We start from the raw sequence: 16,574 nt of genomic DNA on the forward strand, positions 1-16,574 counted from the left end.
ATGGGAGGAGGACGATTTAGTAACGATGCATACGCACGATTAAGAAAATCTAAAGACTATAGTAATAAGTCTAGAGAAGAAATATTTACATCCAGACAGATAGATCCTGAAATGGATCCTACAAAAGCGCTTGTTAGAGAGTCTCGAGATTCTGAAGAACATCCTGAAACGGTATCTATTATTGTGGCATTAGATGTTACCGGAAGTATGGGTTTTGTACCCGAACATATTGTAAAAGAAGCGTTACCAGATTTAATTGGCTCTTTAATGGAAGCTGGAATTGAAGACCCGCAAGTGCTATTTTTAGGTATTGGCGATTTTATTTACGACAGTGCACCGTTACAAGTTGGTCAATTTGAATCTTCGGCAGAATTATTAGACCGTTGGTTAACGCGCGTATACTTAGAAGGTGGCGGTGGCGGAAACAATCAAGAAGGCTATAATTTGGCTCATTTATTTGCGGCACGTCATACGTCGATTGATTGTTGGGAAAAAAGACAACAGAAAGGCTTTTTATTCACCATTGGAGACGAACCTGTATTTCCTACTATTCCTGCAGAAATCATAAAAAGATACACCTGTACTAATGAGGCAGAAACAATTACTACCGAAGCCATTATTAAAGAAGCACAAGAAACCTATAATGTGTTTCATATGCATTTAGAGCATAACGAATGGTCGAAACAAATACGTCGAAAAGGAGATTGGAAAGCGCTTTTAGGCGATAATTATATAGAAATTCCAGATTATAAAACGGTAGCAAAACGTATTGCAGAGGTTGTGATTCAAAATCATAAACCGAGTACGGCAACACAAACAACATCGAACAGTACAGATGTTGATGTAGAAAACATGTTATAAATGACAAGATGTAGTCTCGTTATAGATTTAGGGTTTGGTGATACTGGAAAAGGGTTAACTACCGATTTTCTGGCATCGCAACATCCTGAAAAAAGTCTGGTGGTACGATTTTCTGGCGGACACCAAATTGGACATACCGTAAGTACGGAAAAGCTAACGCATACGTTTAGTAATTTTGGTTCGGGAACCTTATTGGGCGTACCCACCTATTATTCGGAGCACACTACCCTATTTCCGCCTGCCATTTTAGACGAAGGTGAGTTTTTAAAAATCTATCAGCCTAAATTATATGTGCATCCGCTGGCGATGATTACTACTTTTTATGATATTGCCTATAACAGAGCGCTGGAAAAACAACAAAATCATGGCTCTTGTGGTTTGGGTTTTGGAACTACTATCGCGAGAAATAAAGAAGAGGTATATCTTTATGCGAACGATTTACAATTTAAATGGATTTTAAAACAGCGTTTACAGAGTATCAAAACCTATTACGATACTAAGTTAAAAAGTCAATCGAAGTCTGTTCAAGAATATTATAAAAACGAACTAAAAGATTACAAAGACGACTATTTTATAGACAGTTGCTTAGCCATTCAGAAGTTTTATAGTGTAGCAACACTTTCAGAGCTATCAACGACGTTCGAGCATTTTATTTTTGAAGGCAGTCAGGGCATTTTACTCGATACCCAACATGGCTTTCATCCGCATACCACCTGGAGTTATACCACGTCTAAAAATGCAATTCAGCTTATTAAAAATCATATAAAAACCATTTCAGAAATTGACATCTTTTATGTGTCGCGTTGTTATCAAACACGTCATGGTAATGGTCCTATGGCTGAAACAGAAGCTGTAACCCTTCAGAATAATGAAAATGAAGCGAATGTGACTAACGAATTTCAAGGCGAATTTAGAACACAAGCTTTAGCCCCTGAACTTCTGAATTATGCCTTGAGTTGCGATGCCATTCATCATCAAGATTTAAACATTAACAAGCACTTCATGCTAACCTGTTTAGACCAATTACCTCATTTTTCTTTTAATAACTTGCTTCAAAAATTAGATACAACATTCCATACTGTTTACGGAAGTTACGGACCAAAACGAGAATGTATTCAGAAGCTTTTAGACTAAGAGTTTAAAGAATTCAACACAACGTTAAATGATTACAGAAAAAAAACACTAAAATGTATTATGACCAAAATAAACAACGACTCTGGGATTGAATTAAGTTCCAAAGCAAAATATAAACCTTTAGTTTTTGCACTATTTATGATAGGGCTTTGCCTAATTTCCCTACAAGATATATCTATAGAAGCAGTGATTCCTTTAGGCTGTGCCATCGTATTTTTTGGTCTTTATGTCTTTAACAAAAAGCTTAAAGTTTTCAAGTTTTTTGAGACCCATTTCGTGTTTCAACCAGGGGTTATAGGTAAAACAACGGTGCCTTATAGCGCGCTTAAATCTTATGCGGTTGTAAAAAAAGTGATCGTAATCACGTATCAGAATCCGAATGAAAAAGAAAAGAAAATAAGATGCCTTATTAGTCAGATTGAACCTAAGCATTTTCCCTTATTAGAACGCACCTTGAAAAGTAAAATTAGTGATTAAACAAGTCGCTTGTTTTACAAAATCACTAGTTTCAGTGATAAAAATTACAATGTTCCAAAGTACCTTAGCATTCTAAATTTACACACGTAAAATGACCAATTACACCGCATATTCAGATAATTTTAAAGATTTACAATGGACGGATTTTAATGTTGAAAACATTCAAATCGATACCTTTCCTGTCCTAGAAGACCCTTATCATTATAGTAACAGTTTTACATTTAGAGATGCCCTTTTAGAAGCTGTTGATAAACATACAGGAAAAACTGTCTTTAAACTCTTATTTATTACGCCAGATTACATCAGTATTCACAAATTTTATGGCATTGCTTATCTTGAAGGTAAAATGGTTTACGCCTTTAAAATAGAACAAACACCGCTTTTTGAGGAATGGTGTGACACTATATTAGATGAAGACCCAAATGAGAAAACGCTAACATCTTCTGTGTATTCTTTTGGACAAAATAGTTTTAGCTCACAACCTATTAGCAATTTAAAGCACATCACCTTCCAAGAGCATACAGGTGCTTTTATTAATCATTTTATTCCCAATCAGTTTATAGCCGAACAATTGGCAAAAGAAAAGGCAGATTTTTTAGCGCCGTTTATTCAGCTGGAAGCTGGTATAGATATGAAAGCCTTGGTAGAATCTTTCATCGGTTTAATTTCAGAAAAAGGGTTAATGCTTCATCCGCCTACAAATAACGAGGCCATTTATAAAACATTTGAAAAAGAAGCCGGCTATCCGTTTCCGCAACTCATAAAAGACTACTTAAGCTTGCATAACGGCATTGACCGTTGTGCCATTATGGGTGCAGAAGACATGTATAACGAATGGAAACAATGGAAAGATATTTATGACGATTGGACGCAAGAAGAGTTGTTGGATACATACTCTACCAACCAAGGGAAAGCGCTATTAATGTACACCACACCCTATTGGATTCCGTTTTTCGATTTAGAAAACGGGAATTTTCTCGCCTTCGATTTTGCGCCGAATACCAAAGGAAACCCCGGACAAATTATCCGTTTTGGTGCCGACCAAGAAATTGGATATATCGAAGCCGACGACCTCGTTTCCTTTTTTGAAAGTTTAAGAAGACCAGAAAGTGAAATTGAAGACAACGAATGGTTTTATATCGCCAAATAAGGATATTAAAAACAGCATTTAAATTTTGAATAATCCCCAGCATATGTCTGCGATTTATAAAGAACACATATTACCTCAATTAAGCACAGCATCTTTTGAGCCGGCTGAAGTAAAAGCCATAATTCAGGCTTTAGAAGCTTTAAATGCCACAGATTATGACGCTTATCACACTCTAAAAAACAATACTGATTTAGAACATGTAACGGCTATTTTTACTGAAAATGTAGCGCAACACATTTATTTTTATCCGAAGTTGTACGCTAATGAAGAACAAGGTTTAGACTTTGTTGCCTCTTGGTTGCCGTTGTTAGAAAAAGGTTTTTATCCTGATGAAAAAAGCACAAATAAACTCGTAGAATTTTTACAGTTTAGTCTGAGTTATTTAAATTCCGAAGCCGTTTCTGAAGCTGTAAAAACCCAAGTGTTTCAGATTTTAAAACATATAGTTCTCAGTGAATCTGAAGCGTCCTTGCCTGTTGCTCGTTTTTTGGTGCATCAAATTTTTGATATTCGAGATGTACTGAATTCCGATTTTTTAATTCAGCAGTGTCTTCAACATGCAATTTTAAATGAAACCTATTCGGTAGTGCATTCTGATAAAACTATCAGTACGTTTTCATTTAAGATAGACAACCATTTTATAGAACATTTCTTTGAAAATGATTGGTTAAAATTTATCAGTAAATTTCACTACATATTACCAGTAGGACGGGTTTATATGCCAGGTGCTTACGATTTGATGTTGCCATGGTTTAGCCAAGAATTAGCACTATTTTACAAAGACCATTTAGAGCAAACCTTTGAACTTCATAAGGCTTTAAAAGAACGTCTGATTTTTGGTGAAGTGAAAAGTCTTGAGTTACTCAATATAAAAACCTCTGAAAATAATTACCCCGTAATCGTTGGTTTAGAATCTAAAGTTTGGGATGCTGGCGATGTGTTGTTGTTTAATAATCGTGATGAAAATATTCCGATACTACAATTAGATGGTTGTTATATGCGATTTATACATTGGTTAACTGTCGATAGCGGAAGTCATTTTTATACAGAAGCTTTTAAAGATTATGGGATACATATTTTAAGCGAAAATTCTGCCGAAGCTCTCCCATTGCAATGCATTCCGTTTTGGTTTAATACCTGTCATCCCAAAACAGGAATTGCGAATCAAACGGAAACGTATAACACCGTATTTTCAAAATTATTAATTGAAGATTGTAAAGACGTACTTCCTACAATGCGTTTTCAACATAAAGATTTTCAAGCGACTGGAGCGTTTTTAATTCAGAATGTGTTTCAAACGCAAGACAACTTCAAAGGTTGGCTTGACGACTTCAAAAAAGCAGGTCTTAAAAATCCGTTAAATCAGTTTTTAGTCCGCACGTTTTTTGATGCGCGCGAGGGGTTAGCAGAGTTATACACTACAGAACAGCAAGAAATTTTACAAGTATATTTATTAGCATTAGCCTATTCTGCAAGAGACACTAATAATGCTATTAGAACACAACATTTACCGTTTATAGTTAAGACACTCGCGACCTTATGTGTAGAGCCAGGGAATTTTACACGCGTTAACGAGATTTCGGCACTAAAAAATATTGATGCTTACGTTGAAGACCTTTGTAACGCCTTTGCACGCGGACATTACATTAATGAAAACCGTCCGCTTAACCTCAGTATCATTCAAGCTTGGTTTAATTATTTAGGCGATTTTTATTACAGTTCCGGACAAGAAGCTGTTTGGATTTCGGATGTTTTAAATACGCAAGGTCTGCGTACTGCAACCTATTTTAATGCCATGGAAGAGGATGTCAGTTTCTTTTTAGACCGAGCAATACATCGTATTATCACCTTTCATAGAAAATGTACACTGAAAGCACTCGATAATTCTATGTTAGGGACTATTGCGACGCAAATTGAAATCTATTTAACCGATTTTCTAGGTGCGTTAGACAAAGACAAACTCAATGCAAATACTGTAAAATATCTGTATGAATACAGTAAGGGTGACGAAGCAGGTTTTAGCAATCTAACAGAATTATTAGTTGCTATTGAAGGGTTTTATGGCATGCACTTTAAACAAGAACCAATTTCAGAACATAATACAACTCTAGAACCTATGCCATCCATTAAAATAGAGATGGAAGTTGAGAACATCAACCAAAAATATGTCGATGCAGTACTTCATAATTTAGAAAATTACAGAACATCCGGTAATTGTGATACGGCACTTTTACAACCGCTAGATGAGAAAATAGAAGAATTTAAAACTTGGTTAGCTGATGATAAAACAGGAATAGAAGCCAAATTTACCCAAGTGCTTTATATGACCTTACTCGATACCGATTTAGCACCCGGAACAACATCCGAAACCTACGGGAATCTTTGCAGAAGTATATTTGTACATCTAGTAAAAGACACAAAAATGGCACCTTCGTACGCCATGGGATTACAAGCGATGGCAAATTCCGGTGCCTATTCAGACCACCTAAAAACCGCTTTATTAGACGTTGTTCACCAGTTAAAAGCTTAAAACATGACACAAGATATTACACCCGAAATCCAAGACCAATTAAACTTATCGGCCTTGATTTTAAAGAAAAATCATAAAAACGCCGACTTAACAAGTTGGTCTGGTTTTGACTTAGAAAACGACATGCAAGTGAAACAAGCCAAACGGCTTTTAAACCTGTACGGTATAAAATCTGGTTTGCATTTACGCAATAGTTTACAACGTTATGAAAGCGGACAAATGGTCTCACACAAGTTCGAAAAACTAGCCATAGAATTTCGTATGAGTACCACAACCGACTTTGATGCCAAATACAATGCCGAAGAAAACCCGAGTACAAAAGGCATCTATAAAATGGTGTGGAAATACCGTTTCAGCCTAAAAAAAGAGAAACTTATTGGTTACGAAATGGCATATTATATTTTTCAAATGCGTTTAGGTCACGTTTTAGGTTTTATAGACACAGACGAAATGATTTTACGTTTAGAAGAAGCGCATGACACCATAAAGTCGACCTTCTCCAGTTGGGGAGATTTTCACAGAAATGTGTGTTTGGGAGACGAATACGTATTGGGAACAACAGAACAAGATATGAGTAAATTTCCAGGAACAGAAACGTTATGGGAATGCTACCAACGTTTACATATAGAACATGCCGATTGGTTTAAAACATGGAAAAAATGAGGTTATCAAGACAAGAGGTTATAGCGCATATTGAGCGTGCAGAAGAATTGTATAAAGCCAATCTTTATATGCATTTGCAACCTTATATACGTGCTATACAAGATAATGTTAAAGCTATAGAAGATAGGTATACAGACCTTGCTAGATATTATCGTATTTACATGCTGTATATAGGTGCTTATGAAGAGATGAATATAGAGGTTTTACAATCTTATTTAGTAGGTTTAGAAAACATGAATCACGTTGAAGCTTCAGATTACGAATATGTGTGTAGCCACTATAAACAATGTGACGAATTGGTATATCAAAAAGCACTTATGTTATATCCGTATAACGACACATTGCACTTGCATTATGCCTTAAAATTACAATTCGAAAATCGTTTTAATGAAGCCATTCTTATTCTGAAATATGTTTTAGAATGTTATCCTGGGCTTACAGAAGCACGTCTGTTACTTTGGGATATCGAATCGGCTCAATTAGAATATTTATGCACATCTACAGAAGAAGCCGATTGTTACGAGCTGTTAGATTTAGCATCAGCTACACATAATAAAACCGTTTTAAAAGGGTTACAATTAGACGAACGTTTAGACCAATCCAGTCAGAATTTAGCATGTATTCAAGTGGACTTATGGGAACGTAAAGCTTCTGAAAATCAAAAGCAATGGGTGTCCGAATGGCGACTATTAGAATTAAATCTTACCACGCGTATTTTATTAGCAGATTATGCAAAAACTTTTATGAAGTACGACATGGTATCGCAAATTTTAAGCGCACCAGAGCAACCTAAATTCCCTGAAGAAGAATATAGCACTTTCGAAGACTATCAAGCCTACATGAAAGCCTTGGCAAATTCGGGTTGGCAATTGGCACAGCATCAATATGTATTGATAGGAAATTCGTCATACTATTATTCAAAAAACAAAAAAACCTTAGAAATTTGTGTTGAACGTGGCTTGGCTTTAAATCCTAATAATCCAATATTACTAGTCTTAAAAGCAAAGTCTTTTTTCTTTAATTTAAATTATCAAGAAACCGGACAAGCCTATCACGAAGCCTATAGAAACGGACTCCGAATGAGTGAATATTTGTTTTACTTATTAGAAGTGAATAGCCGTATAGAAAGCTGGCAAGGCATATTGGATATCGTGGTACAATTTCATAGACGAAAAACGCCAACGCTTAAAACCTTATTTTTTCAGGCCCGTGCCTTAGTGAAATTAGGGCGATTCGATGAAGCTCATGACGTGATTAATGAAGCCCTTAACGATTTTCCGTTACCACCACATTCTTATGCCCCTTGGTTGTATAATTTACGTATGATTATTCACAAACATAATCAAAATTTTACAGCGTTTTTTGAAGATATGTACTCCGAAATCAATTTTTATGAGATTGGAGATTCCGACTATTGTAGCACCATGAATATGTGTGTCGAGGCCCTTATAGAAATGGGCGATTACAAAGAAGCGCATAAATATGCGATTTATAATTACGAGCAAGAACAATTGGCACCCGAATTATATACTGTATTTCAGTGGATTTGTTTTTACGATTACTTACCTAAACCAGAAGATTTACCTGCCGTTAGCCCGGAAGATTTAATAGACCAGCCCACAACATTTTTAGAATACAGAAACAATGGGTTTATGCATTGGATGTTAGGCGATAACACTGCCGCATCTACTGATTTACAAATGGCATCTACCCTAGCCACTAACAAGGCTTATTATTTAAAATTAGCATTATCGTGTGCAAACGAAGGTTTTGGTGATAATGAACCTGCCATTACACTCTGTGAAACCATTCAAAGCCAAGTGCCTCAAGCTCAAGACTGGAAATTAGGTTATGATTATGCAAATTTGCTACATCAAGAACATCGATACCACGAAAGTTATGTGGCCTTTGAAAAGCTCCTGCAAAATTATCCAGATTATTCCTTTTTTCAATTCGAAAAAGACGAATATCACGTCTTGTTAAAAGTGTTAAAAGAGGCTTCTAAAGGTATCGGACATATAGAAGATTACACCAAATACAACGCCATGTTTTTAAGTAAAGACCAACCCGCTGAGAATGCTATATTAGAACATTTAGAGATTGCAAATTCAACTTGTAATGACGACTTGTTTTTACGACATAATTTACTAGAACGCGTTTGTAAACTGGATATCGAATTTGAAAATGATGAACTTGAAACGTTAAAAGAAATCAAATCTAGAATAAGAAATGCATATTTCGCTTAAAGGTATTAAGTTTACCTATTTATTTAAATGAAGCTGATTACAAAACATCATATTTTACTTGCATTGGTATTCTTAGGAATAATCCATGCCACTTTAGCGCAAACGGCGAGTAATACTCCTCGCCTAGATTCTCTGGCTCTAGAATATCAAATTAACCTGAATTCTAATCCGCAAATCGCTAAGCAAGCCGCAACAGCTTGGCTCGAAGAGAGCAGAGAATTAGGAATAGGTCTTCAAGAAGTTCAGGCGCTGTATGCCCTGGGAAACCTAAGTAATGTTACTGGGGATTATAAAAATACGATAAAATATACCACTCAAACTATCGATTTACTGCATAAGCTCAATATTGAAAAAGGTTTAGCAGCCTGTTACAATATAATGGCGTTAGCTTATAAAAACTTAGGAGAGTATCCCAAAGCGATCGATAATTTTATGCAATGTTTAAAGTATTCTAAACAGACAGAGAATCAAGTTCAAGAAGCCAATGCGTATCAAAATATAGCCACATTATATCTCCTGCAAGAAGAATATAAAAAAGCGGCAGAAAACCTAGATCGTGCGGCAAATCTGTATCGTGAAATTGGAGATGACGATGGTGTACTTACGACCTTATTTAATTTTGCTAATATTTTAAAGGAAGAAGGGAAATTTGATCAGGCACGAACACATTACCAAACGGTTTTAGGATATAGAGAAAAAGAAGGTAATAAAGCCGTTGTCGCTTATGTAAACATCAACCTTTCTCAGATGCTTGTGGAAGAAGGCCGTTGCGAAGAGGCTGTAATTGCACTTAAGAAAACATTGGTCCTTTTAGAAGAGTTAAATTTCACTTCGGACATTACTATAGTGTTAAACGATTTGGGACTTTGCGAATCCAAATTAGGACATACAAAAGAGGCCATAAAATATTTTCAAAAAGCCTTATCTATAGGTGAAGAACAATCGTTAATTACATACAATTCTAATATTTGTAAAAACCTTTCACAGCTGTATCAAGATGACGGTAATTATAAAAAAGCATTAGAATTTTATCAAAAAGGCGTGGCAACCATAGAAGATCAGAATGCTTTAGATAAAGAAAAATATGTAGCCAATATTCAAGAGCGTTACGAAACGCAATTAAAAGAAGCGCGCATTCAACTCCTTGAAAAAGAACAAAAATTAAGTGATGCCGAATTGCAAAAAGCAGAACTTAAAGTGAAACGTCAGCGCCTCATTAGAAATGTGTTTATCATAGGATTTATACTGGTTCTACTAACCTTAATTGTGCTGAGATTATTATACATTCAGCGTTTACGGGTGCAAAAAGAGTTGGGTATTCAGCAGGAAGAAAACGCAAAACAAAAGATTAATCAGATGATGAACGATCATAAATTATCTGTTATTGAGCGCTATCAAGAAGGTCAGGACCAAGAACGCGAACGGTTTGCAAGAGAGATTCACGATGGTATTGGAAGTGATTTGGCCGGAATACGGATTGCTTTTGAACATTATGCCGAAAATCACGAAGACAAATCGCAGTCTAAGCGTATTTCTAATGCCATAAATAATGCGTGTATCGATGTACGTAGTTTGTCGCATCAGCTACATCCACTACCCTTTTCCAAAATTGGATTTACGAGTTTTTTAAGTGATTTTATTAGTCAGATTACTCAAAAATCAGACATAGACATTAAGACGTATTTCTTCCCCGAAGAAGACATCGATCAGTTACCACAAGATATCTTAGCCGATGCTTACCGCATTGTACAAGAATTAATTAATAATATTTTAAAACATGCCGAAGCCTCTCACGTCGATGTACAGCTTACGCGACATACCGATCATTTAAACATTGTTATTAATGATGATGGTAAAGGCTTTCAGAAAGGTAAAAAACATGGAATTGGACTCCGAAATATTAAAGAACGTTTACAAAAAGTAAAAGGTTCATTAGACATTGATAGTAGTCCTGGACATGGAACGTCTATTACCATAGATATTCCTCTAAAATAATAATTATGAATAAAACAAACATCATAATAGCAGACGATCACTTAATGTTTCTTGAAGGTATTAATACCATTTTAAGCGACATGGAAGAAATTGGCGAAGTGCATTTGGCCACCGAAGGCAAACAAGTGGTTCGCTTACTAAATCAGTTTGAAATTGGTTTAATAATAAGTGATATTAGCATGCCAAAAATGGATGGTATTGAATTGCTTACCGAAATTAAAAAGAAGCATAGTCATGTTAAAATTATTATGTTAAGCATGTTAGATAATCACAGGACGGTGCATAAAGTGATTCAGAAAGGTGCCGATGGATTTGTGCCTAAATTTACCAGTAAAGAGGAATTACAAAAAGCAGTACGCACGGTTTTAGGTAACGAACAGTATTTCTCCGAAGTGATTAAACAACGCTATATGGAAAGTGTTTTTGAACGTAAGAAATATAAAAACATAGAATTGTCGCCTCGAGAAAAAGAGGTTTTATCCCTGTTGGGAGACGAGTTAACTTCTAAAGAAATTTCAGAAAAATTATTTATTTCGGTGAATACCGTAGAGACGCATAGAAAAAATATTCTTTTAAAAACAGGCTCTAAAACCACAACCGGAGCCGTTAAATATGCCATAGAATCTGGTTTATTTGACTAATACAAAAAGAGACTTTAAAATTTAAAGTCTCTTTTTTTTATCCAAAACTTAAAAGCAACGCGCATTATTTAGTTCTAATACCCTCCGCTTCTATAGTACTTATAATTTGTTTTAATTCTTCACTATACGACGTGGTATCATTCTCGTCGGTTAATAACTCGCCGCGATATATAAATTTAGTATCTAAATCAAAATACACCACATAAATTCCAGTTTGCGGGTTTTTCCATTTACCATTTCCGTTATTTACAATGCGCTTATCTTCTAAATATTGTATCCAAGCCCCTCTAGACAAAGTGGATTTATCCATATAAATTTTGCTGTTTTCAGTCGTTTTAAAATATGGATACGGCCCTTTCAATTTAGCATGTATATGTTTTAAAACCATGGCTTTTAAACTTTCAAACCCCTTCGCCTTTTCGGATAAAAACATAGGATTTTGGATCCGTTTACTATCTTCAATATCTAACGGGATGATTACAAAACCATCCGGATGACTAGCAGTTTTAACGAGTAAACGGAATTGATAGCCTGTGTTTAACGTTTCATAAGATTGATTTAACCGATCTATAAAACGTGGTACCACATCTTCTAAGACTTCAGATTTTACATCGTCATTAAAATTCAGCTCAATAGATTCTGTTGCAAAAGTTATTTCAGGAATTTCATCTTTAAAATCGGCTTTAACAGCTTGTCTCGTTTCATAACGTATTACAGCGTCTTTGTATAAATCATCTACCGTCATATTATCGGAACTAGGATACATGGGTAGGGTATCGTTTTCTAATATATGTTTCAGATTAAGGTGCGTATAAAATGCTATTTCAGGAATCTCTTTATCATAAATAAGCATACCGTACATATTAGGATCCATGGTTGCCGCGTTAAAAAACAGCGTTAAATCGCTAAAGCCAAGTTTACCATCATATTTTTGTTGCAGATAGTCTTCTAAATTTTGAACTGCTTTTTTTTTAGGTATCCCGATATAATTCGCACAACCTGCAACTATAAGCAGGACAATTAAAATGCAAATAACAGATAAAATTGTAATCTTCATAATACTCTAGTCTATCATATAAATGTAGCGCAATATTCATGCTAAGCCCTCACTGAATTCCGTGAGTTTAAATATTCCCGTAAAGACGGTGTTTTTCCGCCAATGGGTTGCAATATCTTTGAGGAAATAATTAAACAAAAAAACCTCAAATCATGGGATTACAAGAAAAAAGAGCAGCTAAATCTATAGAAGATCAATATTTAGGAGCGTACCAAAAAGAAATTAATGAGATTGTAGGTAAGGACTTGCCAATTAATATTAACTGGGATACGTTTGAAATGGATTTTATAAAATTTGTACCAAGTGTATGTTTACAACGTCTTACAGATGGAATAAAATTGGTTTGTAAAGACGATATGGGAAAAGAAGCTATGGCAGAAAGTGTAAATTCTATTGAAGTATACTGCATTCCGAATGAAGGTGCCGAAGCTAACAAAGAATTAAAATTAGAAGATGGTGTATTTTCTTTAACAGCATGTTGGGGTGGTCACCACAGTGGTTATTTTATAGACTTAACCATCCGTGAATATTTAGAAAATAATTTATAGTTTTACGCAGTTGTAAAGACTAATCTAATTCATACAAAAAGGGAAAGCCTAACACGCTTTCCCTTTTTGTATGCCTGAATAATTTTGAAATTACCCTAAAAACCGACATAAAAAAGCCTTTAAGACATGTATCTTAAAGGCTTTTTCTATGATGATATATCGTGCTTAATTTAGTTTTACATCGTTTAAAACGACACCAGTTAAAATCGCATTAAAGTAATAATCTTGAGACTGTACATTGTTCTCTGAAAATGATTGACTGTAATTATGAATTATAGCATTATCAAACACAAAATTTACAACAGGTTGCTCTTGATTCTGATAATAAATTTTTAAACTCCCAGACCAGTCACCTGGTTTGTGAGATAACCATTCTAAAAATAGCGTACTCATCTCGTTTCTCATCGCTCCGGATAAATTTACATCTAAGCCTCTTTCTTGTTCTTCGTTCGGATAATACGTAGAGGAAAAACTGTAGTCACATTGCGAAAGCTTAAATAGCTCTTCGGTATGTTCGTCTTTTTTAATTATTAATTCTATACGCTGAATTACATTTAATTCTGTCATGATCTTAATTTTTAAGTGATGGTTTAAAGTCCTTTTTCTATTAAGCTTTGTAATGTTGTGGCTTTAGGATAGCTTTTTAATCCTTTAGTTGTATCTATAGTAAGAACAACACCGTTTTTATTTAAAGTAGATGTGTTTTTATTACCTAAAGTAAATTCTACTGTTGAAATTGCAGCTGTAAACGCTTCTTTTGCTAAATGATCTGAAGCGATCTTAGAAAGTGTTTCCTTTAGTAACGATAATACTTTTGAAGCATAATACTTATCCAAATCTTCTGGAGTGCCATCGTATCTAAACGCTATAGAAATTTCTTTGTCCAATGCCGTTTGCACTTCTAACTCTAACGCTTTAATATCTTTTTTAAGCTGAAGTACTGTAGGGATTTCACTAGGATCTGGTGTAAACGGAATTTTACCATCAGATAAAAGATAGCCATATTTATTTACATTGCTAAACGATATGGAAGAGATACTATGCACTTGAATATATTGAAACTGTGCATCACGATCGTAAATATCACATAAAAGCACCACCTTTTTCTCGGCATCATAGTTTACAAAAAAACCAGAAGCACTGTCTCCATGTGTGCAAATAGTCACTTTAGGCATACGTGGTCGGTCTTCTTTTCTTTCTATATCTGCTATGTCTTGAAGTATATTTATAACCTGATTAGTATCTAATACAGGGAATTGTAACATTGTTTTAAAATCCATAATTACATATTTTAGTTTCATACAAAGTTGAACCAATAGGTTTAATTTTTTCTAACCGTTTTCAGTGATATTTAAATATCGATTAGCTGAACAAAGAGAAAAACAGAACAGTTAGCGGTAAGCCTCAATTTTCTAAACGTATTCTTATCCTTTATTTTTAAAAGACTAAAAACATTTTATACTATAGCCACTAAATTTTATTAGTTTTACCATATTGAATTAAAAACATATGAAATGGCTCTTGGGAGTTTTAAGTACATCACTGGTATTGGTGTGCTCCTGTCAATCTCCTAAAAAAAAGGTAATAGGAAATTCTAATCAAACTGAAGCCTCTTTAAGTCCTGAATTAATCACAACACATTATAGAGATTTAAATGGGAATCCAGTTTACTTGGAAGATTACAAAGGCAAAAAGCTGTTGCTTAATTTTTGGTCTACACACTGTAAACCTTGTGTAGAAGAAATGCATACACTAGAACGTGCTAAATCAGATCTAGAAACACAAGATTATATAACCATTCTTGTATCTAATGAATCGGTAAAAGAGATCGAAGCTTTTAAAGTACAGCATGGTTTCGATTTAGATTATATACAATATACCGGCAACCTCGCCGAGTTAAAAATTTATGCACTTCCCACAACTTTTATTTATAATGAAAAGGGAGAGAAAGCAGGAAAGATAGAAGGAAAATACAACTGGAACTCCTCCAATACCATTGAAAAACTTAAAGAATTCAAATAAATAAAACGAATGAAATCGCTTAATCTACTTATTTTAGTCACCTTATTTTTATCTTGTAATTCCAATAAAAAGAAATCTGTACAGCATAAAAAAGAAGATAAAATTGTACACGCAATAGATTTCCCTGGCGATATAAAAAGTGAGCTACCCCATCTTACATCTAACCACAATAGTTTGATGCTATCTTGGGTAACACGTATTACTGATAGTACAACACAGTTTAATTATTCTAGTTTAATTAACCAAAAATGGGGCACTCCAAAAACCATTATTACCGGAACCAATTGGTTTGTAAATTGGGCGGACTATCCATCGATTACAGCAAACAACGGCACGCTATTAAGTCATTTTTTAAAGAAATCTTCGGAAGACACCTTTGCGTACGATATTAAACTAAACCTACTTTCTGAAGACGCCTCGGACTGGCAAACAGAATTACCTTTGCACACAGATGGTACCAAAACGGAACATGGTTTTGTTACCGTATTACCACTAAAAGAGAATTCATTTTTTGTGACGTGGTTAGACGGACGAGATATGGCTATGGATCATGAAGGGGAACATATGAATCATAATGGAAATATGACTATTAGAGCGGCAGAAGTATCTCAAGACGGTGTAATTAGTAATCAAATACTTTTAGACGGAAAAACATGTAGTTGTTGCCAAACCACAGCGGCAATTACAAGCCAAGGACCAATTGTACTTTATAGAGATCGAACAGATGAAGAAATAAGAGATATTGCAATTACAAGATATACAAATGGAACATGGACCGAACCCCAATTTATACATAACGATGGGTGGCAAATAAATGGATGTCCTGTTAACGGACCAAAAGTAGATGCTATAGATAATACTGTGGCAGTGGCTTGGTTTACTGCAGCACACAGTACGCCTTTAGTAAAACTTGTATTTTCTGAAAATGGTGGTGCAGAATTTTCAGAACCTATTATTATAAGTGATGCCGCTGTATTAGGCCGTGTAGATATTGAACTTATAGATCATGAACAGGCCATTGTAAGTTGGATGGAAACAGAGGACAACACAACGTATTTAAAAGCCATGAAAGTAAATAAATCGGGAGTAAAATCTATGCCTATTAGTATTAGCGCATTAAATGATTCTAGAAAAACTGGATTTCCACAAATGCAATACAAAGGAGATAATATGTACTTTGCATGGACCTCCATCGCGAACGATATACCAACTATTAAAACGGTATTTGTCCCTTTAGATCAGTTTTAAAA

At 34.8% G+C, this 16,574-nt stretch carries 15 protein-coding genes; 12 read left to right on the forward strand and 3 right to left on the reverse strand.

Going from position 1 to position 16,574, the window contains the following annotated elements; translation table 11 throughout:
- The 9 genes from ACKC83_RS15605 (at position 1) to ACKC83_RS15645 (ending at position 11,697) form a co-directional block, all read left to right on the forward strand.
- On the forward strand, positions 1-861 hold the full coding sequence (locus ACKC83_RS15605; RefSeq protein WP_434036230.1) for a hypothetical protein: 861 nt from the start codon (positions 1-3) through the stop codon (positions 859-861).
- Entirely contained in the window at positions 862-1,995 is a 1,134-nt protein-coding gene (locus ACKC83_RS15610; protein ID WP_434036231.1) for an adenylosuccinate synthetase, read from the forward strand.
- Between the two features lie 60 nt (positions 1,996-2,055).
- Positions 2,056-2,472 (forward strand): hypothetical protein, encoded by a 417-nt coding sequence (locus tag ACKC83_RS15615; RefSeq protein WP_434036232.1) that lies wholly within the window; start codon positions 2,056-2,058, stop codon positions 2,470-2,472.
- Positions 2,473-2,563: 91 nt separating this feature from the next.
- On the forward strand, positions 2,564-3,622 hold the full coding sequence (locus ACKC83_RS15620) for an SMI1/KNR4 family protein (protein ID WP_434036233.1): 1,059 nt from the start codon (positions 2,564-2,566) through the stop codon (positions 3,620-3,622).
- 43 nt (positions 3,623-3,665) lie between these two features.
- On the forward strand, positions 3,666-6,152 hold the full coding sequence (locus tag ACKC83_RS15625) for a hypothetical protein (RefSeq protein ID WP_434036234.1): 2,487 nt from the start codon (positions 3,666-3,668) through the stop codon (positions 6,150-6,152).
- 3 nt (positions 6,153-6,155) lie between these two features.
- Complete coding sequence (locus ACKC83_RS15630) at positions 6,156-6,815, forward strand: DUF1266 domain-containing protein (RefSeq protein WP_434036235.1); 660 nt, start codon at positions 6,156-6,158, stop codon at positions 6,813-6,815.
- Entirely contained in the window at positions 6,812-9,061 is a 2,250-nt protein-coding gene (locus ACKC83_RS15635) for a hypothetical protein (RefSeq protein ID WP_434036236.1), read from the forward strand. The genes ACKC83_RS15630 and ACKC83_RS15635 overlap by 4 nt, the downstream gene beginning before the upstream one ends.
- Before the next feature lie 27 nt (positions 9,062-9,088).
- On the forward strand, positions 9,089-11,056 hold the full coding sequence (locus ACKC83_RS15640; protein WP_434036237.1) for a tetratricopeptide repeat protein: 1,968 nt from the start codon (positions 9,089-9,091) through the stop codon (positions 11,054-11,056).
- 5 nt (positions 11,057-11,061) lie between these two features.
- The gene (locus ACKC83_RS15645) at positions 11,062-11,697 is read left to right on the forward strand and encodes a response regulator (RefSeq protein ID WP_434036238.1); all 636 of its coding nucleotides are present in this window, start codon (positions 11,062-11,064) and stop codon (positions 11,695-11,697) included.
- Positions 11,698-11,761: 64 nt separating this feature from the next.
- Here the strand turns inward: ACKC83_RS15645 and ACKC83_RS15650 are convergent, their stop codons facing one another.
- The gene (locus tag ACKC83_RS15650) at positions 11,762-12,754 is read right to left on the reverse strand and encodes a hypothetical protein (RefSeq protein ID WP_434036239.1); all 993 of its coding nucleotides are present in this window, start codon (positions 12,752-12,754) and stop codon (positions 11,762-11,764) included.
- 152 nt (positions 12,755-12,906) lie between these two features.
- On the opposite strand from ACKC83_RS15650, the gene ACKC83_RS15655 reads away from it, so the two are divergent.
- The gene (locus ACKC83_RS15655) at positions 12,907-13,302 is read left to right on the forward strand and encodes a hypothetical protein (protein ID WP_434036240.1); all 396 of its coding nucleotides are present in this window, start codon (positions 12,907-12,909) and stop codon (positions 13,300-13,302) included.
- Between the two features lie 165 nt (positions 13,303-13,467).
- Here ACKC83_RS15655 and ACKC83_RS15660 read toward each other — a convergent pair whose 3' ends face one another.
- Both ACKC83_RS15660 and ACKC83_RS15665 read right to left on the reverse strand, forming a co-directional pair.
- Positions 13,468-13,869, reverse strand: coding sequence for a hypothetical protein (locus ACKC83_RS15660; protein WP_414034804.1), 402 nt, complete (start codon positions 13,867-13,869; stop codon positions 13,468-13,470).
- A 23-nt stretch (positions 13,870-13,892) separates the two neighbouring features.
- Positions 13,893-14,582, reverse strand: a complete 690-nt coding sequence (locus ACKC83_RS15665; protein WP_434036241.1) for a hypothetical protein — start codon at positions 14,580-14,582, stop codon at positions 13,893-13,895.
- 229 nt (positions 14,583-14,811) lie between these two features.
- On the opposite strand from ACKC83_RS15665, the gene ACKC83_RS15670 reads away from it, so the two are divergent.
- Together ACKC83_RS15670 and ACKC83_RS15675 are read left to right on the forward strand one after the other, a co-directional pair.
- Positions 14,812-15,324, forward strand: a complete 513-nt coding sequence (locus ACKC83_RS15670) for a peroxiredoxin family protein (protein ID WP_434036242.1) — start codon at positions 14,812-14,814, stop codon at positions 15,322-15,324.
- A 9-nt stretch (positions 15,325-15,333) separates the two neighbouring features.
- Positions 15,334-16,572 carry a hypothetical protein gene (locus tag ACKC83_RS15675; RefSeq protein WP_434036243.1) on the forward strand — a complete coding sequence of 413 codons (1,239 nt, stop codon included), beginning with the start codon at positions 15,334-15,336 and terminating at the stop codon, positions 16,570-16,572.
- The last annotated feature ends 2 nt before the right edge of the window (positions 16,573-16,574 follow it).

The sequence above is a fragment of the Formosa bonchosmolovskayae genome, from assembly GCF_051016085.1.
Taxonomy (GTDB): domain Bacteria; phylum Bacteroidota; class Bacteroidia; order Flavobacteriales; family Flavobacteriaceae; genus Formosa.

Bases quoted from the DNA above. Each gene is read 5' to 3' on its own strand.
- ACKC83_RS15660 (WP_414034804.1), bottom strand. From the start codon at position 13,869: ATGACAGAATTAAATGTAATTCAGCGTATAGAATTAATAATTAAAAAA.
- ACKC83_RS15615 (WP_434036232.1), top strand. From the start codon at position 2,056: ATGACCAAAATAAACAACGACTCTGGGATTGAATTAAGTTCCAAAGCA.
- ACKC83_RS15670 (WP_434036242.1), top strand. From the start codon at position 14,812: ATGAAATGGCTCTTGGGAGTTTTAAGTACATCACTGGTATTGGTGTGC.
- ACKC83_RS15630 (WP_434036235.1), top strand. From the start codon at position 6,156: ATGACACAAGATATTACACCCGAAATCCAAGACCAATTAAACTTATCG.
- ACKC83_RS15675 (WP_434036243.1), top strand. From the start codon at position 15,334: ATGAAATCGCTTAATCTACTTATTTTAGTCACCTTATTTTTATCTTGT.
- ACKC83_RS15655 (WP_434036240.1), top strand. From the start codon at position 12,907: ATGGGATTACAAGAAAAAAGAGCAGCTAAATCTATAGAAGATCAATAT.
- ACKC83_RS15610 (WP_434036231.1), top strand. From the start codon at position 862: ATGACAAGATGTAGTCTCGTTATAGATTTAGGGTTTGGTGATACTGGA.
- ACKC83_RS15620 (WP_434036233.1), top strand. From the start codon at position 2,564: ATGACCAATTACACCGCATATTCAGATAATTTTAAAGATTTACAATGG.
- ACKC83_RS15635 (WP_434036236.1), top strand. From the start codon at position 6,812: ATGAGGTTATCAAGACAAGAGGTTATAGCGCATATTGAGCGTGCAGAA.
- ACKC83_RS15645 (WP_434036238.1), top strand. From the start codon at position 11,062: ATGAATAAAACAAACATCATAATAGCAGACGATCACTTAATGTTTCTT.
- ACKC83_RS15665 (WP_434036241.1), bottom strand. From the start codon at position 14,582: ATGGATTTTAAAACAATGTTACAATTCCCTGTATTAGATACTAATCAG.
- ACKC83_RS15640 (WP_434036237.1), top strand. From the start codon at position 9,089: ATGAAGCTGATTACAAAACATCATATTTTACTTGCATTGGTATTCTTA.
- ACKC83_RS15625 (WP_434036234.1), top strand. From the start codon at position 3,666: ATGTCTGCGATTTATAAAGAACACATATTACCTCAATTAAGCACAGCA.
- ACKC83_RS15605 (WP_434036230.1), top strand. From the start codon at position 1: ATGGGAGGAGGACGATTTAGTAACGATGCATACGCACGATTAAGAAAA.
- ACKC83_RS15650 (WP_434036239.1), bottom strand. From the start codon at position 12,754: ATGAAGATTACAATTTTATCTGTTATTTGCATTTTAATTGTCCTGCTT.